This is a genomic window from Hydrophilobacter chitinilyticus (genome assembly GCF_049860745.1).
In the GTDB taxonomy this organism is placed as follows: domain Bacteria; phylum Pseudomonadota; class Gammaproteobacteria; order Burkholderiales; family Burkholderiaceae_C; genus Rhodoferax_B.
This window is the reverse complement of record NZ_CP187561.1, coordinates 3144008-3163932: the sequence shown is the minus strand read 5'-3', so window position 1 is coordinate 3163932 and position 19925 is coordinate 3144008. Positions and strand designations below refer to the sequence as shown.

Here is a 19925-nt window from a genome sequence, read left to right as displayed (position 1 = left end):
TCGATTGCTCACGAGGCCTTCGGAGCACAACGGCCGGAGTCAGTTGGTATGAGTGCCACCACACCGCAGCAACGACTGGAACAGGCGGGCTACCGCTTGCCACCCGTGCCGCAGCCCCGGGGGCACTATGCCCCGTTCCATCTGTCGCCGTTACATGAGGGCGCCACCGAAACCAAGGGCTCCCAAGCAAGCCAGCGCCTCACAGTCAGCGGCCAGACCTGCCGCATCGACGGTGTGGCTGTTGCGGGTGTTTGCGCTCCAGGGGGACCGCTGGAGCCCATGCTTGCCGCAGCCGAAACCGCGATGTTGAATCTTTTGGCTGCCGTGGCCGCAGCGTGCGGTGGTGTGTTGCCGCAGCGACTGGACGTTTGCCGTCTGCGCGGTTTTCTGCGGAGCACCGCTGACTTCACTGCCCACAGCGCAGTGCTTGATGCGGCGTCAAACATCCTGCAAACCGCCTGGCCGGATGCCGTACGGCCAGCACGCACAGTCGTCGGGGTGGCAAGCCTTCCCGACGGAGCCTTTATCGAAATCGAATTGGATGCCGTACTACCCGGAGTGGCTGTACGCGATCACCAGGTGACCTCATGAACACACGCGAATACCAAGATCTGGACGGCTTGGGCCTGGCCGAATTGCTCGACCGTGGCGAAGTCAGTTCTGCCGAGTTGATGGACTGCGCAATTACGTTGGCGCAGGAACGCAATCCGGCGCTCAACGCCATCACCTACCCGCGCTACGAGGAGTCTCGCAAGATCGCAGCCGACTGGGCCCAGCGTGGTGCTTTTCGCGGCATTCCGTTTCTGCTCAAGGACTCTGGTCTGGCGCATAGCCGTTTTCCGTCGAGCATTGGCTCGCGGCTGACCAATGACACCGTCTACGACTACAACGCGATCGTGGCAGACCGCTTCGAAGATGCTGGCTTGATTCCGTTTGCACGCACCACGGTGCCCGAGTTTTGTATGGCCGGTACCACCGATGCCGTGCGCAACGGCGGCGCCACCTTGAATCCCTGGGACAAGACTCGCTCGGCTGGCGGCTCCAGCGGCGGCGCGGCGGCAGCCGTAGCGGCGCGCATCGTGCCTGTGGCACACGGCAGTGATGGCGGTGGCTCGATCCGTACACCTGCGGCCTGCTGTGGTGTTTTCGGCCTCAAGGCCTCGCGCGGCCGTATCACCGCTGGACCCAAGCGCGGAGAAGGTTGGGGAGGCATGGCAACCGATGGTGTGCTGAGCATCTCGGTGCGTGACACGGCGGCTGCCCTCGATGCCATCAGCGGCTACGTGCCCGGCAACCCGTATGCCGCACCGCCGCAAAACGGCACCTTTCTGGACGCGGTACGTGAAGCCGATGTGCGCCCGTTGCGCGTGGGCATCTTGCGCGGCGGCTGGAATGGCATCGGCATCGCTGCTGAATGCGATGCTGCCGTCAACCACACTGCCGCGTTGCTGACGGCATTGCGCCACGAGGTGGTCGAGGCCACATTGCCAACACTTGACTACGACGCGTTTGTGCTGGCCCACGGCAGCATTCTGGCGAGCAATATCGTGGCGTCGGTGGACGCACGCCTGAAGGCGCTGGGTCGCCCGCTGCGCGACGACGATCTGGAGTCGGTGCTGCTCGACGGTTACCACGTCGGCAAAGGTCTTTCGGCTGCGTCATACATCGAGTCGGTGGCATGCCTGCATGCGGTGGGCCGAGCGTTGGCGGGTGCAATGGCCAACGTGGATGTGCTGCTCACGCCAACACTCACGCAACTGCCTTGCAAGCTTGAATACCTGTCGTTGAACTCTCCCGAGCAACTGGGGTTTCGCGCCTATCGCGAGCGCGCGGCCACCTATTCCACCTTTCTGCCGGTGGTCAATGGCGCTGGCATTCCTGCCGTCAGCCTGCCGCTGTCGTGGACTGCCGAGGGGCTGCCGGTGGCCACGCAACTGATTGGCCATTTCGGACGCGAGGACATGCTGCTGACGCTGTCGGCACAGCTTGAGCGTCTGGCCCCTTGGGCGGGGCGCAAGCCCTTGTTCGTTTGAGCGAGTGCAGGTCACTCAAAGTCTTATCCACCTTTGTCTGTTGAAGGAATCTTTATGAGAACCGTGATGTTCAAGTTGGCGCAAAAGGCCGCGCTGTCAGGTGTTGTACCAGCGTCATTTGCTCGTGGGTTGTTGGTCGCAGTGGCGATGGGCGGTGCCAGTACTGCAACGTTGATGCCGCTTTCCGCCGCCCATGCCGAGACGGTGGCCAGGATCGTGTTGCAGGCGCCGTTGCGCGTAGTCGATCCCATCATCACCAATGCCTACATCACGCGCAACCACGCCTATATGGTGTATGAGACGCTCTTCGCCCTGGATGCAGCGGGCAAGCCGCAGCCGCAGATGGTCGAGAGCTGGAAGGAGTCGGCCGACAAGCTCACCTATACCTTCACCTTGCGCAAAGGATTGAAGTTTCACGACGGCTCGCCTGTAACGGGCGAGGACGTGCTCGCCTCCCTCAAACGCTGGTCCGACCGTGATGCGGTGGGGCAACGCTTGATGGCCATCACAGCCAAAATGGAAAGCCCGGACGCCGCGACCGTCGTGATCCAGCTCAAGAAGCCGTTTGGCTTGTTGTTGGAGGCCTTGGCGAAGCCCAATTTGCCGGCGCCTTTCATCATGCCCAAACGCCTCGCGTCGACACCGATCTCGCAGGCCATTACCGAAGTGGTGGGAACGGGGCCCTACAAATTCGTGGCGGCCAACTTTCAACCCGGCGTGAAGGCGACCTACGTCAAGTTTGCCGACTATGTGCCGCGCAGCGAGCCGTCCAGTGCCTTTGCGGGCGGCAAGATTGCCATGGCCGACCGGATTGAATTGGTCAATATTCCTGACCCGCAGACCGCCATCAATGCCTTGCGCAATGGTGAAGTCGACTTCATTGAAGACGTGCCGCCCGATTTCATGTCGCAGCTTGAAGGCGCCAAGGGCATCGCGCTCAAGCCTTACGGCAAGAGCACCAACATGTTCACCATGCGCATGAACTGGCTCCAGCCACCGTTCAACAACCTGAAGGTGCGCCGCGCCGCGCTGGCCGCGCTTTACCAGACCGATTATCTGGATGCACAGATCGGCGATGCTAAGTTGTACCAGTCGTGCGGAGCAGTGCTTTCCTGTGCGTCGCCGTATGCGTCCGAAGAAGGCGCTACGCAGACGAAGAAGCCTGATCTGGCCCGCGCCAAGGCCCTGCTCAAGGAGAGCGGATACGACGGAGCCAAGGTCGTCATCTTGCACCCCACAGACCTTGCCACTTTGTCGAGCCTGGCCTCGGTCACCGCGCAGGCCCTGAAGGAGATTGGCATGAACGTGGAAATCCAGTCCATGGACTGGGCCACGCTGTTGTCGCGCTACTCGAAGAAAGACCCAGTGTCGCAAGGCGGCTGGAGCATCTTCCAAACCGGTTTTGCCGCGCTTGACTTGATGAGCCCGCTGACCAACCCCAACCTGGACGGCCGGGGCGAGTCGGGGTATATCGGCTGGGCCAAGAGTGATGAGATGGAGCAACTGCGTGGCCAGTTTGCCGAGGAGAGCGACGTTGCCAAGAAGAAGCAGATCGCACTGGCGATCCAGAAACTGAGCTACGAACAGGTTTTCTTTGTACCCCTGGGCGCCTACTCCAAGTTCAAGGCCTACAACCCGGCCAAGCTGGAAGGCATGACCGAGGCCTTGATTCCTCTGTTCTGGTACGGCAAGAAGTAAAGCTGCCGACGGCGAACCCATCTACCCCTGCCGAGACACCCATGCTAGAACTTGTTTTAAAACGCTTGTTGGCCGCCATCCCGGTGATGCTGATTGTCGCCACCGTGGTGTTCCTGCTGTTGCGGCTAGCACCCGGGGACCCCGCCCGCGTCATTGCCGGGGACATGGCGAGCGAGGAGACGATCGCTGCCATCCGCGCGGAAATGGGGCTCGATCAGTCCATGGGGACGCAATACGTGCGCTGGATGGCCTCGCTGGCGCAAGGTGACCTGGGCCACTCCATCCAGTCGAAGCAGCCTGTGACCCTGCTGATCAAGAACCGGCTCGGCCCGACGTTCTCGCTCGCGGCTTGGGCCATTCTGTTGACCGTAGCCCTGGCGATTCCGCTCGGAGTGCTCGCCGCCTGGCGGCACCGCACCATGATCGACCGGGGCGTGATGGCCGGTGCGGTGTTAGGCTTTTCGGTGCCGGTCTTCGTGGTCGGCTACTTGCTGATCCTGGTGTTCTCGGTTCAGCTCAATTGGCTGCCGGTGCAAGGCTATGCATCGCTGGACGAGGGGTTGGGCGAATACGTCTCGCACATGGTCCTGCCAACAATCACGCTGGCGATGGTCTTTGTGGCGCTGATCACCCGCATCACCCGCGCCAGCCTGCTTGACGTGCTGGGCGAGGACTTTGTGCGCACCGCCCGAGCCAAGGGGGTGACGGAGCGCTTCGTGCTGTTTCGCCATGCGCTGCGCAACGCGGCCATCCCCATCGTCACCATCGTCGGCGTGGCGCTCACCACGTTGATCAGCGGTGTAGTGGTGACCGAAACCATCTTCAACATCGCTGGCGTGGGCCGCCTGATCGTCGATTCGGTGTTGGCCCGGGACTACCCCGTCGTGCAGGGCACGATTCTTTTCTTCTCGTTCATCTATGTCTTCGTCAACCTGGTGATCGACATGGCCTACGTGGTGCTGGACCCTCGCATCCGCTACTGATGTCCTCACGATCCGGAGTCTATTGATGTCCTCAATCCCCTCATCTTCAATGTCTTTGACCCGCTCCCCCTCACGCTTGCGGCAAGCCGCCAAAGCCGTGGTGCACGATCCGGTCATGCTGGGCTCGTTGCTGTTGCTGGTGCTGCTGGTGGCGGCCACAGTCGGCGCGCCATGGCTGACGCAGCATGATCCCGGTGCGCTGACGCCGCGTGCACGACTCAAACCTTCGTCAGATATGTACTGGCTGGGCACCGATGGGTTGGGCCGCGACCTGCTGTCGCGGGTGTTGTATGGCGGCCGCTTGTCGATCACGCTGGCAGCGCTGGTCAGCGCCATCTCGGTGGTCGTGGGACTGGTCATCGGCCTGGCCGCTGGCTATGTGCGAAAGCTGGATGCGCCCATCATGCGTTTCATGGATGGCATCATGGCCATTCCCGGTCTGCTGCTGGCCGTGGCGATGGTCGCACTTGGCGGTGCCAATCTTGTCACCATGGTGGCGGCTATTGCGATCCCTGAGGTGCCGCGTATTGCGCGGCTGGTGCGCGGGGTAGTGCTGTCGGTGCGCGAAGCACCGTATGTGGAGGCTTCCATCGGCTGCGGCACACCCGTGCTGAAAGTGCTATGGCGCCACATCATGCCGAGCACCATCAATCCGCTGGTGGTGCAGGCCACGTTTGTCTGCGCGGCGGCCATCTTGACCGAGGCCGTGCTCGGCTTTCTGGGGCTGGGCTTTCCACCGGAGATTCCGAGCCTGGGCGGCATCATTGCCGAAGGCCGTCCGTTCTTCCAACGCGCGCCGTGGATCGTGCTCTATCCCGGCATCTTTCTGGCGCTGCTGATCCTGGCGGTCAACATGTTCGGCGACGCCTTGCGCGATCGGCTCGACCCCCGTCTTTCCCGTAAAACCAAGGGCTGATGCCATGGATGCTATCAATCATTCCCTGATCGCTGCGTCGGTTGCCGCTGCCGCTGCGCCCGTGCTCGAAATCCGCCACCTCAAGGTACGCCTGCCCGGCGGCGGCGACCGCCGCTATGCGGTGGACGATGTCTCACTCACCGTGGGCGCGCGCGAGATTGTGTGTGTTGTCGGAGAGTCGGGTTCCGGCAAGTCAGTCACCTCGAGCGCCGTGATGGGGCTGCTGCCCAAAGGCGTGCTCACACTTGAAAGCGGCCAGATCTTGCTGGCCGGCCGAGACATCACGCATGTGGGGCTGGACCATCTGCAAAAGTTGCGCGGCGACCGCATGGCCATGATCTTCCAAGAGCCCATGACTGCGCTGAACCCGCTGATGCGCGTGGGCGACCAAATTGCAGAGGTGTTCGAGTTCCACGCGAAGGCATTGGACCGCGACACGGTGCGCCAACGCGTGCTGGCATTGTTGAGTGACGTGCGCCTGCCGTCTCCCGAAACCCTGCAGCACGCATATCCGCACCAATTGTCCGGGGGGCAACGCCAGCGTGTGATGATCGCCATGGCGCTGGCGATGGAGCCCGGACTCATCATCGCCGACGAGCCCACCACAGCGCTCGACGTGACCTCGCAAGCGCAAGTATTGCGCCTGCTGAAGGAGTTGCGCGGGCGGCACGAAAACGGCGTACTTTTCATCACCCACGATTTCGATGTGGTGGCCGAAATTGCCGACCGCGTGGTGGTCATGCAGTCGGGCCGCATCGTCGAGCAGGGCAGTGCCGCCGATGTGCTGCAGCGTCCGCAACATGCCTACACACGGCAACTGCTGGATGCGCGTCCTCGTGGCGACTTTCGTGCTGGAGCCATCGAGCCCGTAGCGACTCCTGCATTGGAGGTGCGCAACCTTTGCATGCGATTCGAGACGCCCTCCATCTTCAAATCCAAGCGCCGTCGTGTGGACGCTCTCAACGAGGTGTCCCTGCAACTGGCGCGTGGTGAAACCCTTGGCATCGTGGGCGAATCGGGGTCGGGCAAAACCACGCTCGGCCGCTGCCTGGCACGTTTTGCTGTTCCCACTTCGGGCGACATCCTGATCGATGGTGAGCCGCTTTCTGCGCTGAATGCCGCAGATGCACGGGGCTATTGCAAGCGCGTGCAAATGGTGTTCCAAGACCCTTTCCGCTCATTCAACCCCCGCCGAAAGGTGGGGCTGACTTTGGCCGAAGGCCCGATGAATTTTGGTGCTGATGCCAGCGCGGTGCACGCCCGTATGCTGGAGATGCTGGAACTCGTCAGCATGGACGCGAGCGCGCTCGAACGCTTTCCACACGAGTTTTCGGGTGGACAGCGGCAGCGCTTATCGATTGCCCGGGCGTTGATGATGGAGCCGGAGATCCTGATTGCCGACGAGGCGGTTTCTGCGCTGGACGTTTCCGTGCAGGCACAGATCCTGGATTTGCTGGAGTCGATCCGTGAGCGGCTGGGCGTCAGCATGGTGTTCATCACGCACGACCTGCGTGTCGCCGCGCGGCTGTGCCATCGCATCGCGGTGATGCAGCGCGGCAAGCTGATGGAGATCGGCCCCGCGCAAGACATCTTCTTGCGCCCGGCTAGCGCCTATGCGCGCGAGCTGGTGGCGGCGATTCCAGGACACGTGCCGACCGAGGGCGGGGCGCGCATGCCCGCTTTCGCAGTCTAAGACGTATTGACGATTCAGTTGAACCCGACCCAGATGCCACACACAGCCTCGACCTTGGATCACGCAGACAAGCCACCAGTGACCGTCTTTGGTCCCGATTTTCCCTTCCCGTTCGACGACTGGATTCGCCATCCCGCCGGTTTGGGCGCGCTGCCGACAGAACATCATGGAGCTGAAGTTGCCATCGTCGGCGCAGGCATGGCCGGCATGGTGGCCGCTTATGAACTCATGAAACTGGGCTTGAAGCCCGTCATCTACGAGGCATCAAAGATGGGAGGGCGCCTGCGTTCACAGTCCTTCGAAGGCGCGAAGGGGGTTGTGGCCGAGTTGGGGGGGATGCGCTTTCCGGTCTCGGGCACCGCGTTCTATCACTATGTCGACCAACTGGGCCTGGAAACCCGAGCCTTCCCCAACCCGTTGACGCCAGCATCCGGCAGCACGGTGGTAGATCTTGAAGGGATAACGCATTACGCCGAGAAGCTGGCGGACCTGCCACCGATGTTCAGGCAAGTTGCCGATGCCTGGCGTGAGGCGCTGGAAGACGGGGCAACCTTTACCGAGGTTCAGGATGCGATTCGCAGCCGGGATGTGCCGACCTTGAAGGCGCTCTGGAACAGGTTGGTTCCGTTGTGGGACGATCGCACGTTCTACGATTTTGTGGCCACTTCCAAAGCCTTTTCCAAGCTGTCGTTCCAGCACCGAGAAGTGTTCGGCCAGGTCGGGTTCGGCACGGGCGGATGGGACTCCGACTTTCCCAATTCGATGCTGGAGATTCTTCGCGTGGTCATGACGAACTGCGACGACGAGCAAAGGTTGATTGTTGGCGGCGTTGAACAAGTGCCCCTTGGCCTTTGGCAACATGCACCCGACAAGCTCGTGCACTGGCCAGCCGGTACCACCTTGTCCAGCTTGCATGCAGGCGCGCCCCGCGCCGGTGTAAAGGCTATCCACCGCCAATCGGACGGCCGCCTGGCCGTGGTTGATCGCTGGGGTGACCAAAAGACCTACGCCGCTGTGCTGACCACCTGCCAAAGCTGGCTTCTCACCACGCAGATCGATTGCGACGAGTCGCTGTTTTCGCACAAGATGTGGATGGCGCTGGACCGCACGCGCTACATGCAGTCGAGCAAAACCTTTGTCATGGTGGACCGCCCCTTTTGGAAGGATAAGGACATCGAGACCGGCCGCGATGTCATGAGCATGACGCTCACGGATCGCTTGACGCGTGGCACCTACCTTTTTGACAACGGCCCAGAAAAACCCGGCGTGATCTGCTTGTCGTATGCGTGGATGGGCGACGCGCTGAAGATGCTCCCGCAGTCACCAGAAAAGCGGGTCAAGCTCGCACTTGGCGCCTTGAAGAAGATATATCCCAAGGTCGACATCGCCAGCCACATCATCGGCGACCCGATCTCCATTTCGTGGGAGGCTGACCCGCATTTTCTTGGCGCTTTCAAGGGCGCCTTGCCTGGCCACTATCGCTACAACCAGAGAATGTTCGCGCATTTCATGCAGGACACACTGCCCGCGGCCGAACGCGGCATTTTCATCGCGGGAGACGACGTGTCCTGGACCCCCGCATGGGTTGAAGGCGCGGTTCAGACGTCATTGAACGCGGTGTGGGGCATCTTGCGGCACTTTGGTGGACGCACACACGCCGAAAATCCCGGTCCCGGTGATGTGTTCAAAGACATCGGACCGATGGTGCTGCCCGAATGAAGGACCTGCGGCTGGCGTTGCTGCAGTGTGCACCGCGCCCATGCGATGTAGCAGGCAACATCCGGCGACTTGATGAGGCATGCCGAGAGGCCGCCGCTGCAGGCGCACATCTTCTGGTCACGCCAGAAATGTTCCTAACCGGCTACAACATTGGGCGCGCTGCGGCCTTCGCGCTCGCGGAACACGCGGGCAGCGGGCGGGAGAGGGCCGTGGCAGACATTGCCTGTAGGCATGGCATCGCGATTGTTTTTGGCCACCCCGAACGTGCTTCAAGCGGGCAGGTGATGAACGCTGCTGTGTGCGTGGATTCGAACGGCGGCACACTGGGGCGGTATTACAAGACGCACCTGTTTGGCGATCTCGATCGAGGTATCTTTGCCGAGGGCAGGGGAGAAGAACAGCCGTTCAACTTCCACGGCTGGAAGATCGGAATGCTGATTTGTTATGACGTAGAGTTTCCCGAGAATGCCCGGCGTTTGGCCCTTCAGGGCGCAGACCTGATGGTGGTGCCGACGGCCAACATGGTCGGATTCGACTTCGTTTCGCGACACCTCGTCCCGACCCGCGCTTACGAAAACCAGGTGTTCATGGCGTACGCCAACTTCTGCGGGCAGGAGGGAGACCTGACGTACAACGGCCTCAGCTGCGTTGTGGCGCCCAGCGGAGTTGTGCTGTCACATGCCGAGGACAAGCCCTCACTGGTCTTGGCAGACCTGCAGCATGATGCCGTGGCTACTGAACGAACGCGGCTTGGGCACCTCAATGCTTGCCGCGCTCGTTGCGTTCAGTAGCCAGCCGATCGCTCCACCGTTCGCAGCAGTGGTGCACCCGCCAACAGCCGCTCACAGTTCTCCGCGATCTGCTCCACAACGTCTGGCATGGGCATCACGGCTGCCATGTGTGGCGTGACAAGCACCTTGGGATGCGCCCAAAGCGCATGCTCTGGGGCCAACGGTTCTTCGTTGAAAACATCGACAATGGCACCGCCCAATGCACCCGAATTCAAGGCGCTGACAAGATCTTCTTCGATAAGCTGGGGGCCTCTACCGCACTGGATGAGCTTGGCGCCTGGTTTGAGCCGTGCAAACAAATCGCGGCCGAGCATGCCCGTCGTCTCCTTCGTCAGCGGCAGCACACAGACCAGGATCTCAAGCTCAGCCAAGAACGCGTCAAAGTCAGCATCTCCGCCATAGACCCGAATGCCCTCGATAGGCTTGCCTGAGCGCGACCAGCCTCGAACGTCATATCCGTGGCCGCTCAGGTTTGTCGCGATCAGCGCGCCTATTTGTCCCAATCCCATCACACCGACAATGACCTCGCCAGCGGACCGGTTGGGCGGACGTTGCCAGATCCGTTCGCGCTGGTGCTGGCCCGCAGAATCAAAACCGCGGTGGTAGTACAGCGTGCACCACAGAACGTACTCGGCCATCCTGCGGGCCTGATGGTGGTCCATGACCCTGCACACCGGCACGTTCGGAAGGCTTGGATCGCTCAGCAGGTGATCGACCCCAGCGCCGATGGAGTGCACCATCCGCACCTTGCGCAGGTGTTCCCATATGCCTGCGGGCTGGTTCCAGCACACTGCCACGTCCGCATGGCGCGCGGCGTCATCGGTCGATTTGACAATAGACCAGTTGGGCAGGCGCTTCCTGAACAATTCTTGGGTCGATGTGCTGTTGTGCAGGAAGTCCCCTGCAACGGCCAGGACGGGCATGGTGCTCATGCCTCCAAAAGTGCTTCAGCCAGCAAGGAAAGGCCTTCCTCAAACACCTCGGTCTCGATGGTCAAGGGGAACAAGAAGCGGATCACATTGCCATATACACCGCAGGTGAGCAACAGGAGGCCCTTGGCCAGGGCCAAATCCTGGACACGTTTGACGAACTGGGGCAACGGCGTGCCGGTTTCGCCTCGGAACTCGATGCCCACCATCGCACCCAGCCGGCGCACCTCAACCATTGAAGGCAATTTTTGTTTGATCTCGTCGAGCTTTTCGACGAGGCGCTCCCCCAGCATTTCTGCACGGCTTGGCAGGGCTTCACGGTCCATGATATCCAGTACCGCCAGTGCGGCGGCGACGGCAAGCGGGTGGCCGGCGTAGGTTCCACCCAACCCCCCTGGCGCGGCAGCATCCATGAGTTCGGCGCGTCCGGTGAGAGCGGACAGGGGGAAGCCACCCGCAAGGCTTTTGGCCATGGTCATCAGGTCGAACTCGACGCCATGGTGCTCAAGCGCAAACAGCTTGCCAGTGCGGCCAAAGCCGGTTTGCACTTCATCGACCACCAGCAGAATGCCGTGCTCGTCGCAGATCTCGCGTAGCTTGCGCAGCAGTGCCGTGGGTGCGACGTAGAAACCGCCTTCGCCCTGAACGGGCTCGATGATGATGGCCGCGACCCGTTTCGGGTCCACGTCTGCCTTGAACAACCGTTCAATGGCCAACACGCTGTCTTCGACGCTCACCCCGAGGGCTTCGGCTGGATAGGGTACGTGCCATACGTCTGCTGGCATCGCCCCAAAGCCGGCCTTGTAGGGGTGCACCTTGCCCGTCAGCGCCATGCCCATCAACGTGCGACCGTGAAAGGCCCCTGAGAAAGCGATTACGGCACTGCGGCCGGTCGAAGCCTTGGCGACCTTGATGGCGTTTTCTACCGCCTCTGCACCCGTCGTGAACAACGCCGTCTTTTTGGCGAAGGTGCCGGGGGTGCGGCTGTTGAGCTTCTCGCAGAGTTCGACGTAGCTTTCATACGGGGTTACCTGGAAGCAGGTGTGGTGAAACTGCTGCAACTGCTGCTGAACCGCAGCCACCACATGCGGATGCCGGTGGCCTGTGGCCATCACCGCGATGCCGCTCCCAAAATCGATGAGTCGCTTGCCATTGACGTCCCAAATTTCGGCGTTCTGTGCGCGAGACGTGAAGGATTGGGTTTGTACGCCGACTCCGCGAGGGCAAGCCGCCTGGCGGCGTTGTTCAAGCGCTGTGTTTTGATCGGTGGTCGCGAGCATGTTGGGTTCCTGGAAGTGGGTTGAAAACGCGAGCTTTGCCGGCTCGATCAGCGAATTTTATGCATTTCATGAAATTATCAAAGTTAATTTTCACATAAATGAATTTATTGAAATTGAAATTCCAGCAAATCAAACCCGCGATTGAATCCAGACAAGGAACTGCGCTGTACGATGGCAACCCGCGTATGACAGGCGGCGCGCAGCGCGTTTGATGTGCCCAGCAAGCGAGAACATGAGAAAAACCAACCTGAAAACGACCCCGCCCGCCGCGCGCAGCGCTGTGGCTGCTCCCCGAAAAACCCGACAAGTTAAGAGCGAGCCCGTGGCCCGCCCTCGAAGCGAAGACAAAAATGCCGATGCGATGGTGTGGATTGGCCGCGAGATCAAAAGCCTGCGCAAGGCCAAAGGTCTGTCGTTGCAGCAACTGGGTAGCGCATGCGGAAAGTCGATCGGTTTTTTGAGTCAGGTGGAGCGCGGCTTGAGTACGCCGTCCATCAGCGACTTGCATCAGATCGCCAACACGCTCGAGGTTCAGATCAGCTGGTTCTTTCCTGATGGCGCCGCCGCAGAGCCTTCGGATGGCGGCGTGGTGGTAAGAAAAGCGCACCGTCGGCGGCTCAGTTTCGCCTCCGGCATTGCGGACTATCTGCTGTCGCCCAACCTCGACGGGCCATTGGAATTGCTGTGGTCGAGCATGGAGCCAGGTGCAGAAAGCGGCCCCGCTTTTTACGACCATGTGGGGCATGAAGGCGGGGTGGTTCTGCGCGGATCGTTGGAGCTATGGGTTGGGGAGCAGCATTTCCTGCTGGCAGAAGGTGACAGTTTCAGCTTTCCGAGCAGTACGCCCCACCGCTATCGCAACCCCGGAGGCACCGTGACCGACTTGGTCTGGGTCGTGACGCCACCCTCGTACTGAACCCTCTCCCGACGAAGAACCTCGACTCGCATCGGCCGGATTTGCATGCTTGATAATTTCTGCAATAATGAAAATACTGATTAATTTTTTCACTAATGTGTAAATTTAATCACATGCGGCGCTCTCGCTCTCGCTCTAGCTAGCGCCTTTCATCTTCAAGCGCGTCTTGCGACTGGATTTTTGGGGTACGAACAATGAACACACGCTACATCTACCCCCATGTCCGAACGATGGTCAGCGACGCCGAATGGGAGCAGCGGGTGCATCTCGCAGCCTGCTATCGCCTGCTGGCGCACTACCGCATGACCGACCTGATCTACACCCACATCTCGGCTCGTGTTCCCGGCGCTTCAAATGAGTTCCTGATCAATCCCTATGGCCTGATGTTTGACGAAATCACCGCCTCCAGCTTGGTCAAGGTTGACCATGATGGCCGAGTTCTTCTGGACGCTACGGGCATCGGCTGCAACCCAGCGGGGTTTGTGATTCACAGTTGCATCCATCACGCAAGAGCCGACCTCAACTGCGTGATTCATACACACACGGCTGCAGGCATAGGGGTCTCCGCACAAGAGCGCGGGCTGCTCATGATTTCCCAGCACGCCATGCGCTTTCACGATGGTATTTCTTACCACGACTACGAAGGCGTGGCGCTAGACGCAGGGGAACAACCGCGCTTGGTCAGCGATTTGGGCGAGACCAACAAGGCCATGATTTTGCGCAACCATGGACTTTTGACTGCAGGCGAAACGGTGCGCGAGGCTTTTGATCTGATGTTTTACCTGGAGCGGGCTTGTCAGGCACAGATTGCAGCGCAATCCGGTGGAACGGCATTGCGAGAGTGCAGCGAGGAAGTTGCCCGCAAGGTCGCTAGACAATTCAAAGAGCCAGACGGCAGCGAACTGCACGACTGGCCAGCGTTGATGCGATTGCTTGAACGTATCGATGGCTCGTTTCGAGAGTAGGGGCTGACGACGCCAGGGGGATCTTCAAGCAAGGCGGGGCACCCCCGACTTGAAAGACACAATACCTTGCCGAATACCGGGGCCCATCACAAAAATCTCCGGCAGACTCCCTTCCAATTTGCCTGGGCGGCTAGGCAGAAGCCGGTGTTCGAGACATGTCGACACGGGGTGCCTGGCGGTGGCATGATCGGCCGCAGTATGCATATGCCAAACTTGCTATATCAACTGCTATATATTCGTTGGCGTCACACACCACCCAAGAGGAATGCATGTCGATCAAATCCATCCTGAAGTCCACCGTAGCCGCGTTGGCCATCGTGACCGGGGCGCCGCTTTTCGCGCAGGGCACACCCATCAATACGGCTGCATTTGATGCGCTGGTTGCGCAAGGCCCCGTCGCCGACGCCGCCACCATTGCTTCGAGCACCTGGGCCACCAAGATCAAGCAAGCGGGCACGCTGCGCCTGGGCAGCACGCAAACCTCGAATCTTTTCTCGTTGCTGAACGAGAAGGACGGCAAGATCCGTGGTTTCGACGCCGGCCTGGCCCAACTCATCACCCGCTACATCTTGGGCGATGCGGCCAAGTACCAGTTCACACAGGTAACCTCGTCCACGCGCGAACAAGTGCTCATCAACGACCAAGTGGACGTTGTGTTTGCCACTTACTCGATCACCCCAGCCCGCGCCGAGAAGATCTCGTTTGCCGGTCCTTACTACACCTCACAAGCGGGTGTGCTGGTCAAGTCGAACAACAAGGCCATCCAGTCGTACAACGATCTGGCCGGCAAGAAGACTGCCACGCAAGCCGGCTCCACCGGCCCCGCAATCCTGGCGCAATTTGCGCCCAAGGCGACGGTACAAGAGTTCCAGACGCACCAGGAAGCCCTGGACGCGCTGCGCCAAGGCCGCGTGGACGCCTACGTCACCGACTACACGCTGCTCCTCAACGCCCTGAGTCTGGGTACCGGCGACGCGCAACTCGCAGGCGCCCCCTTCGGTGCGCAAGACCCCTATGGCATCGGCTTGCCCAAGGGCTCGGACGGCGTAGCCTTCGTCAATGCCTTCCTGAAGAAGATTGAAGCCGACGGCACCTGGGCCAAGCTCTGGACTGTGTCCATCGGCCAGCGCACCGGCAGCACGGCTGTTCCGACACCGCCCGCTCTCCCATAACGAATGGGTAGTGTCTCCAGACTCCTGGCCGACTACGGGCCTGCCTTCGGGCAGGCCCTTTTGCTGACATGGAAGCTCACGGCGGTGTCGTTTGTGGCCGGCTTCCTGCTGGGCATGGTCGTGACGGTGCTCAGGCTGTTCCCGCTGCGGCCACTGCGCTTTGTCCTGACCGGTTATGTCGAGATCTTCCGAAACATTCCCAGTGCTGCGCTGTTGATCTTCATTGTGTTTGCGTTGCCCGATCTGCAGGTCTTGATCGACTATGAGCCGGCGGTCATTCTGACGCTGACGCTGGTTTGCTCCGCGTTCACGGCAGACTACCTGCGAGCCGGCATCAACACGGTCGATGGCGGCCAAGTGGAGGCGGCTCTCAGCCTGGGCATGCGCCCGATGCGCATCATCACGGCGGTGGTCTTGCCGCAGGCGTTGCGGTCGGTGGTGCAGCCGATGACCTCATTGTTGATTGCGCTGATGCTATCGACCTCGCTAGCCTCGCAAGTTCCGTTTCCGGGCCGGGAACTCACCGCGCTTGTGGCCAAGCTCGCCAATGACTCTGCCGCAGGTATGCCCGCGTTTGCAGTGGCTGCTGCAATGTACGTGGCGTCTGGACTGCTGATCGCCTGGGCTGGCGCCACCCTGGAAAAGAAGGTTCGGATACTGCGATGAGCCGTCCTCTGGAAGACATTCTGTTTGGTGATCCGAGTCCCGAAAGTCAGACTCTTACCCGGGCAGCGAGTGCCGCCGCCGTGGCCGTGCTGCTCTCGCTTGCCGCAGGTATCGTGTACCAGTTCCATGCTGCGGGACAGTTTGACGCGCGATTCTGGAACTTCTTTGCCTGGCCGACGACCTGGGCCTTTCTGGTCAAGGGCCTTCTTGGCACGCTCGCATCGGCAGCCACGGCCGCAATCATTGCACTGGTTCTCGGGCTGGTGCTGCTGATAGGGCGCCTGTCGCCGTTGCGGCTCACGCGTTGGCCCAGCATTGCGGTCATCGAATTCCTGCGTGGCGTACCGACGCTGCTGCTGATCTACGTGTGTTTTCTGGTTCTTCCGTCGGTCGGAATCAAGCTGAGCACCTACTGGATGCTGACCTTGCCCGTCGGACTGAGTACTGCCGCCGTGGTTGCCGAGGTCTATCGCGCAGGCGTGCTTGCCGTTCCCCGTGGCCAGACCGACGCCGCCCGAAGCCTGGGATTGACCGAGGCCCAGGTTTTCTTCCTCGTGGTCTTTCCCCAAGCCCTGCGCTACATCATTCCGGCGCTGGTCGCGCAACTGGTCATTGTGGTCAAAGACACCACCTTCGGCTATGTCGTCACCTACGGTGAGCTGATGCAGAACGCCAAGGTCCTCATCGCCAACTACCACGCGCTGGTGCCGGTATACCTTGTGGTGGCGGTGCTGTACTGCTTGGTGAATTACGCGATATCCAGAGCGAGCAAGCGCCTTGGACGGCCTATGCATTGACCATCAGCAAGCCGCTCGCTTGCCCATGGAGGAATAGACCAACGCGGTTAAGGCTGTCAGGCCGGGCAGGGCGACGACAACAAGGGCAGGATTTAAAGACCGTTGGTTATCACGGGTGGCCGAAGCGTCGGTCAGCGACGTGACCCCATTGCTGGTGAAATTCAAGCGACTCAAGTGACCGATCTTGACCCTCCATGCGGTATTGGTGGTCTATACGTTCTGGCCGAAGCCACCCCATAAGCCAAAGGGTTGCAACATGATCAAGATGAAGGGCATTCGCTCTGCGCACCAAGCGCCGAAGCCGGCGCAACGTGTGTCGGCTCCGCCCCCTGCGGCATCGGTTCCGGTAGAGGCGGTGAGGGTGGTCGACGTCAACGACTAATTCGAGCCCTACGACACCAAAGGCATCCACGTGACCGGGCGCATGTCGATGACGGGCAAGACGGTCTACACCTTTGCTGTGAGCCAGAACGGCCAGTTCACCGGCACGGTGGTGGATGGTGATTTGGTCAAGATGGGGTTCGATGTACCTCGTGTCAGCGAACTCTTTTCAGTCGTCCTTAACGCGTATGTTTTTGATCAGTGCTGACAACTGCCGGCCTTTTCAGCCTGGTGTCCTTCGATGGCGCGGAAGCGCCTTATAGCAGGTAGAAACCTGATGACCGGGTCAGCGGCATCAGCGTGGCGAGGGGCCGCGCGCGGACTATGCCCTAGACCAAATCAACTGCGACCGTCCTTACGGAGGTTAAGACGCAGCACCGAGACATGTTTACTCCAATGAAGAGTGCTAACTTTGCCGCCGTCACGCACTAGAACCACATCGCGGAGGACGCGCCCCGGCCACATAGGCTGATAAGCCCCTTTTGAACTTGACATAATATACAGGCGATCCCGCATCAAAATAAGAGAGTAGGGCGGGGGGCTGCTCTGCGTATGCATCGTCTGCTGCTAAAAGCATAGTAAACATGCCTAAAGCCATGACAAGCGCGACAACCCCGCTAACGCTTGCCGCGCCATGCTGCAAGCGACTTGCCACGCTCATCCACATGGTTTTCAAAGGGCCTTCCTTAACCTTATCGGCCTCACAGAGTGCAACTACAACACCAGGGTCGTCGCCGCTTAGAGCGCATAGAGCCTCAAGAATTTCTGCATTCGGGTATTTGCCGGTTCGATAGTTGGAGACGGCCGATTGTGTTATCCGAAGGACTTTTGCAAGTCGATAGTCAGATTCAATATTTGCTTTGGCCTTTGCACGGTCTAGCAATTCAGCTACAGAAAACATAGTAGGACACCTTTCCACGGGTTGATGCATCACAGTTTATTAAGCATCAAAGCATCGTGCAACATCAATAGAACTTGATGCATTAAAGTTACTTGATGTAGCATCGGCCCCGCAGCGGCAAACGGGACCATCTGACCCTTTCCACCCAGCCCACAGCCGCTGCCCCTTTGGGGGCCGTTTTACTGGGTGTCAGGGTCGCAAATGGGTGGAACCATGAAACTGTCTCCGATAGCCGCTGCCATCCTGGCGCAGTGGCCAGCCCCGGCCCCTGTGCCGCCAGCCTTGGGGGCCTTGCAATGAGCACGGCACCTACCACCGAACAAAACCGCGAGCTATTGCGGCGTATCGACAGAGTGAAGCAAGCTGTTGATGGCTTGGACATTTGGGGCACGCTCCACGACGCGGCTGTGGCGGTACAGCAAATGGATAACGAGCGCGAAGATGTGCGCCATGCGCTGACTAGTCAGCAGGCCGAACTTCACGCTAAGACGCTGCTCCAGATTACGAAGGCAGTGGTTCATCTCAACAGCAGCAAAAAGCTTGCTGCCTGTGGCGACTATCGGATGCACGCTGAAGCCGAAAAAGCGCGCCTGATTCTCAACGACCTGCTGGGGGTCGCATGAGAACAACCCAAAGCACTGACAGAGCGCATGCGTTGACTACTGCCATCGTCATCGGAGTCGGGGCCTATCTCGCGCCCCGTGCATTTCTTGAGGCGCTAGCTGCGAGCACCCGCGCCGGCCAAAAGGAGCAAGAGGCCGACGCCAAATTGCTCCAAAAACAAAGGCTTTCCGGGGTTGTGGACTGCCCAAGCAAAGTAGCCCATCGTTCCCACTACTCCGACGAGCGCTGCGCCGCCCGTGTAGGTGCGCTGGGGCATGCCGGGTTCAGCCGCCTGCACCTTTTCAGCCTTGGCACCACTGAAGGCTTGAACGACTGGCGTGGCGTTTTCGCCGAGGGACGCAACTGTGGCGATGCCTATTTCGTGGTCCGTGGAGACGGTATCGGCCTTGTGGTGAAAAACACATTCTGGGGCCGTCTGGGTGGCCGTCTCGGAATTGCTCATGCTCGCGCCCTGAATCGCTTTGATTTGTGGAAGCCGAATCATAAGGGAACGTTTCAATGAGCGCCCGCGCCCAAGACCTGATCACGCTGGTGGGCGCTCGCCTGCTGGTCGCTGCCCGCTTTCAAGCCAATGCCTTGATGTGGTGGCCAGACGAGCGCGAAGCCTACCGCAAGAAGCCGGAAGGGCAGGGCTGACATGGAGCACTTCGCCCAAGCCAATCTTGTCGCCTACCGTGGCCCACGCGGGCCGGTGGTCATCATGGATTGCCCAACCGGCGCCGTGGCCAAACGCGAAGCCGCGCGCCTGAATGCAAACGAGCGGGCCGCAGCACTAGCGGCCCGCCTGCGCATCAACGACGTGCACCCCATCGACGTACAGCGCCGCCCACGTGAGCGCATGTATGGCCCCGAATTTGGGGACTACGCCGACTAGGTTTACGGGGGTTTTGTGGTGAGTGCATACGCCAGTTAAGCGTGAGACCGCCGTCTTGGGCCTGCCCTTGAGATCACAAAACCCCCACCCTTAAACGGCCCACCCGCTGGCACCGGGGCAGCAGGCGGGCCATTCAACAACCCCGGCAATAGGAAATCGAAATGCAAGTTTGGAATCAAGTGAAAGTAAAGGACGTGGACAGCCCACACGCTGGCCGCGCGGGCACGGTGCAACAGGTCGAGCCCAAGGTCGGCCCGGCCACTGACGTGCTGGTGATGCTGGACGAGACGGAAGAACTCCACGCCCAGCAAGAGCACTTCACCCCCGAACAACTGCAAGTGCTGGTTTGATCGTGGGCGGTCAGCTTTTACTCGTTGACACGCAGGTCATCATTCGCGCAAGGGATGATTTCTATGCGTTCGTGGACGGCTGGCCCGGCAAGGTGCACGGCTACACGCCAGAGGGCTACGTAGACGTGCGCTGCGAGCGCCCGGACGGCGTGAAAACGCTGTTCGTGCCTGAAGACCAGTTGGAGGTCGTCAAGGCGTGAGAGCTGAGCGCGTCAACGATGAACAATGGGCCTCACG

24 protein-coding genes are annotated in these 19925 nt (G+C 60.4%); 21 read left to right on the top strand and 3 right to left on the bottom strand.

Features of this window, described 5'->3' with window-relative positions; all coding sequences use genetic code 11:
- The first annotated feature begins 48 nt into the window (after nt 1-48).
- Genes ACPWMG_RS13990 through ACPWMG_RS13955 form a run of 8 tightly spaced genes read left to right on the top strand, consistent with a single transcriptional unit; the run spans nt 49 to nt 9833 of the window.
- Nucleotides 49-591, top strand: a complete 543-nt coding sequence (locus ACPWMG_RS13990) for a RidA family protein (protein WP_483300101.1) — start codon at nt 49-51, stop codon at nt 589-591.
- Nucleotides 588-2033, top strand: coding sequence for an amidase (locus tag ACPWMG_RS13985; protein ID WP_483300100.1), 1446 nt, complete (start codon nt 588-590; stop codon nt 2031-2033). The genes ACPWMG_RS13990 and ACPWMG_RS13985 overlap by 4 nt, the downstream gene beginning before the upstream one ends.
- Nucleotides 2034-2087: 54 nt before the next feature.
- The gene (locus tag ACPWMG_RS13980; protein WP_483300099.1) at nt 2088-3731 is read left to right on the top strand and encodes an ABC transporter substrate-binding protein; all 1644 of its coding nucleotides are present in this window, start codon (nt 2088-2090) and stop codon (nt 3729-3731) included.
- A 41-nt stretch (nt 3732-3772) separates the two neighbouring features.
- On the top strand, nt 3773-4714 hold the full coding sequence (locus ACPWMG_RS13975) for an ABC transporter permease (RefSeq protein ID WP_483300098.1): 942 nt from the start codon (nt 3773-3775) through the stop codon (nt 4712-4714).
- Between the two features lie 49 nt (nt 4715-4763).
- Nucleotides 4764-5630, top strand: coding sequence for an ABC transporter permease (locus ACPWMG_RS13970; protein WP_483300097.1), 867 nt, complete (start codon nt 4764-4766; stop codon nt 5628-5630).
- A 4-nt stretch (nt 5631-5634) separates the two neighbouring features.
- On the top strand, nt 5635-7323 hold the full coding sequence (locus ACPWMG_RS13965; protein WP_483300096.1) for a dipeptide ABC transporter ATP-binding protein: 1689 nt from the start codon (nt 5635-5637) through the stop codon (nt 7321-7323).
- A 54-nt stretch (nt 7324-7377) separates the two neighbouring features.
- Complete coding sequence (locus tag ACPWMG_RS13960; RefSeq protein WP_483300095.1) at nt 7378-9042, top strand: flavin monoamine oxidase family protein; 1665 nt, start codon at nt 7378-7380, stop codon at nt 9040-9042.
- Nucleotides 9039-9833, top strand: coding sequence for a carbon-nitrogen hydrolase family protein (locus ACPWMG_RS13955; protein ID WP_483300094.1), 795 nt, complete (start codon nt 9039-9041; stop codon nt 9831-9833). Before ACPWMG_RS13960 ends, ACPWMG_RS13955 begins: the two co-directional genes overlap by 4 nt.
- Here the strand turns inward: ACPWMG_RS13955 and ACPWMG_RS13950 are convergent.
- Together ACPWMG_RS13950 and gabT are read right to left on the bottom strand one after the other, a co-directional pair.
- Nucleotides 9827-10756 carry a 2-hydroxyacid dehydrogenase gene (locus tag ACPWMG_RS13950; protein WP_483300093.1) on the bottom strand — a complete coding sequence of 310 codons (930 nt, stop codon included), beginning with the start codon at nt 10754-10756 and terminating at the stop codon, nt 9827-9829. The genes ACPWMG_RS13955 and ACPWMG_RS13950 overlap by 7 nt on opposite strands.
- A gap of 5 nt (nt 10757-10761) precedes the next feature.
- On the bottom strand, nt 10762-12042 hold the full coding sequence (gene gabT / locus ACPWMG_RS13945; protein WP_483300092.1) for a 4-aminobutyrate--2-oxoglutarate transaminase: 1281 nt from the start codon (nt 12040-12042) through the stop codon (nt 10762-10764).
- 232 nt (nt 12043-12274) lie between these two features.
- Between gabT and ACPWMG_RS13940 the strand changes: the two genes are divergently transcribed.
- From ACPWMG_RS13940 to ACPWMG_RS13910, 7 genes are all read left to right on the top strand, one after another.
- On the top strand, nt 12275-12958 hold the full coding sequence (locus tag ACPWMG_RS13940) for a helix-turn-helix domain-containing protein (protein ID WP_483300091.1): 684 nt from the start codon (nt 12275-12277) through the stop codon (nt 12956-12958).
- Nucleotides 12959-13152: 194 nt separating this feature from the next.
- A complete protein-coding gene (locus tag ACPWMG_RS13935; RefSeq protein ID WP_483300090.1) occupies nt 13153-13923 on the top strand; it encodes a class II aldolase/adducin family protein in 771 nt (256 codons plus the stop codon).
- A gap of 269 nt (nt 13924-14192) precedes the next feature.
- Nucleotides 14193-15095 (top strand): glutamate ABC transporter substrate-binding protein, encoded by a 903-nt coding sequence (locus ACPWMG_RS13930; protein ID WP_483300089.1) that lies wholly within the window; start codon nt 14193-14195, stop codon nt 15093-15095.
- A 3-nt stretch (nt 15096-15098) separates the two neighbouring features.
- Nucleotides 15099-15761: an amino acid ABC transporter permease gene (locus tag ACPWMG_RS13925; RefSeq protein ID WP_483300088.1), complete on the top strand. Its 663-nt coding sequence runs from the start codon at nt 15099-15101 to the stop codon at nt 15759-15761.
- Entirely contained in the window at nt 15758-16558 is an 801-nt protein-coding gene (locus tag ACPWMG_RS13920; RefSeq protein WP_483300087.1) for an amino acid ABC transporter permease, read from the top strand. The genes ACPWMG_RS13925 and ACPWMG_RS13920 overlap by 4 nt, the downstream gene beginning before the upstream one ends.
- 256 nt (nt 16559-16814) lie before the next feature.
- Complete coding sequence (locus ACPWMG_RS13915; protein WP_483300086.1) at nt 16815-16940, top strand: hypothetical protein; 126 nt, start codon at nt 16815-16817, stop codon at nt 16938-16940.
- Between the two features lie 30 nt (nt 16941-16970).
- Nucleotides 16971-17147 (top strand): hypothetical protein, encoded by a 177-nt coding sequence (locus ACPWMG_RS13910; protein WP_483300085.1) that lies wholly within the window; start codon nt 16971-16973, stop codon nt 17145-17147.
- Between the two features lie 213 nt (nt 17148-17360).
- Here ACPWMG_RS13910 and ACPWMG_RS13905 read toward each other — a convergent pair whose 3' ends face one another.
- Nucleotides 17361-17840: a hypothetical protein gene (locus tag ACPWMG_RS13905; protein ID WP_483300084.1), complete on the bottom strand. Its 480-nt coding sequence runs from the start codon at nt 17838-17840 to the stop codon at nt 17361-17363.
- Between the two features lie 296 nt (nt 17841-18136).
- Between ACPWMG_RS13905 and ACPWMG_RS13900 the strand changes: the two genes are divergently transcribed.
- The 6 genes from ACPWMG_RS13900 to ACPWMG_RS13875 all read left to right on the top strand — a co-directional run bounded on the left by ACPWMG_RS13900 (nt 18137) and on the right by ACPWMG_RS13875 (nt 19888).
- On the top strand, nt 18137-18463 hold the full coding sequence (locus tag ACPWMG_RS13900; protein WP_483300083.1) for a hypothetical protein: 327 nt from the start codon (nt 18137-18139) through the stop codon (nt 18461-18463).
- A 32-nt stretch (nt 18464-18495) separates the two neighbouring features.
- Nucleotides 18496-18966 carry a hypothetical protein gene (locus tag ACPWMG_RS13895; RefSeq protein WP_483300082.1) on the top strand — a complete coding sequence of 157 codons (471 nt, stop codon included), beginning with the start codon at nt 18496-18498 and terminating at the stop codon, nt 18964-18966.
- Nucleotides 18963-19100, top strand: a complete 138-nt coding sequence (locus ACPWMG_RS13890) for a hypothetical protein (protein ID WP_483300081.1) — start codon at nt 18963-18965, stop codon at nt 19098-19100. Before ACPWMG_RS13895 ends, ACPWMG_RS13890 begins: the two co-directional genes overlap by 4 nt.
- 1 nt (nt 19101) lies before the next feature.
- On the top strand, nt 19102-19338 hold the full coding sequence (locus ACPWMG_RS13885; RefSeq protein ID WP_483300080.1) for a hypothetical protein: 237 nt from the start codon (nt 19102-19104) through the stop codon (nt 19336-19338).
- Between the two features lie 161 nt (nt 19339-19499).
- Nucleotides 19500-19688: a hypothetical protein gene (locus ACPWMG_RS13880; RefSeq protein WP_483300079.1), complete on the top strand. Its 189-nt coding sequence runs from the start codon at nt 19500-19502 to the stop codon at nt 19686-19688.
- Between the two features lie 71 nt (nt 19689-19759).
- Nucleotides 19760-19888: a hypothetical protein gene (locus ACPWMG_RS13875; RefSeq protein ID WP_483300078.1), complete on the top strand. Its 129-nt coding sequence runs from the start codon at nt 19760-19762 to the stop codon at nt 19886-19888.
- Nucleotides 19889-19925: the final 37 nt, after the last annotated feature.

Coding starts and splice junctions, on each gene's coding strand:
- ACPWMG_RS13990 (WP_483300101.1), top strand. CDS start 49: ATGAGTGCCACCACACCGCAGCAACGACTGGAACAGGCGGGCTACCGC.
- ACPWMG_RS13985 (WP_483300100.1), top strand. CDS start 588: ATGAACACACGCGAATACCAAGATCTGGACGGCTTGGGCCTGGCCGAA.
- ACPWMG_RS13980 (WP_483300099.1), top strand. CDS start 2,088: ATGAGAACCGTGATGTTCAAGTTGGCGCAAAAGGCCGCGCTGTCAGGT.
- ACPWMG_RS13975 (WP_483300098.1), top strand. CDS start 3,773: ATGCTAGAACTTGTTTTAAAACGCTTGTTGGCCGCCATCCCGGTGATG.
- ACPWMG_RS13970 (WP_483300097.1), top strand. CDS start 4,764: ATGTCTTTGACCCGCTCCCCCTCACGCTTGCGGCAAGCCGCCAAAGCC.
- ACPWMG_RS13965 (WP_483300096.1), top strand. CDS start 5,635: ATGGATGCTATCAATCATTCCCTGATCGCTGCGTCGGTTGCCGCTGCC.
- ACPWMG_RS13955 (WP_483300094.1), top strand. CDS start 9,039: ATGAAGGACCTGCGGCTGGCGTTGCTGCAGTGTGCACCGCGCCCATGC.
- ACPWMG_RS13950 (WP_483300093.1), bottom strand. CDS start 10,756: ATGCCCGTCCTGGCCGTTGCAGGGGACTTCCTGCACAACAGCACATCG.
- gabT (WP_483300092.1), bottom strand. CDS start 12,042: ATGCTCGCGACCACCGATCAAAACACAGCGCTTGAACAACGCCGCCAG.
- ACPWMG_RS13940 (WP_483300091.1), top strand. CDS start 12,275: ATGAGAAAAACCAACCTGAAAACGACCCCGCCCGCCGCGCGCAGCGCT.
- ACPWMG_RS13935 (WP_483300090.1), top strand. CDS start 13,153: ATGAACACACGCTACATCTACCCCCATGTCCGAACGATGGTCAGCGAC.
- ACPWMG_RS13930 (WP_483300089.1), top strand. CDS start 14,193: ATGTCGATCAAATCCATCCTGAAGTCCACCGTAGCCGCGTTGGCCATC.
- ACPWMG_RS13925 (WP_483300088.1), top strand. CDS start 15,099: ATGGGTAGTGTCTCCAGACTCCTGGCCGACTACGGGCCTGCCTTCGGG.
- ACPWMG_RS13920 (WP_483300087.1), top strand. CDS start 15,758: ATGAGCCGTCCTCTGGAAGACATTCTGTTTGGTGATCCGAGTCCCGAA.
- ACPWMG_RS13915 (WP_483300086.1), top strand. CDS start 16,815: ATGATCAAGATGAAGGGCATTCGCTCTGCGCACCAAGCGCCGAAGCCG.
- ACPWMG_RS13905 (WP_483300084.1), bottom strand. CDS start 17,840: ATGTTTTCTGTAGCTGAATTGCTAGACCGTGCAAAGGCCAAAGCAAAT.
- ACPWMG_RS13900 (WP_483300083.1), top strand. CDS start 18,137: ATGAGCACGGCACCTACCACCGAACAAAACCGCGAGCTATTGCGGCGT.
- ACPWMG_RS13890 (WP_483300081.1), top strand. CDS start 18,963: ATGAGCGCCCGCGCCCAAGACCTGATCACGCTGGTGGGCGCTCGCCTG.
- ACPWMG_RS13885 (WP_483300080.1), top strand. CDS start 19,102: ATGGAGCACTTCGCCCAAGCCAATCTTGTCGCCTACCGTGGCCCACGC.
- ACPWMG_RS13880 (WP_483300079.1), top strand. CDS start 19,500: ATGCAAGTTTGGAATCAAGTGAAAGTAAAGGACGTGGACAGCCCACAC.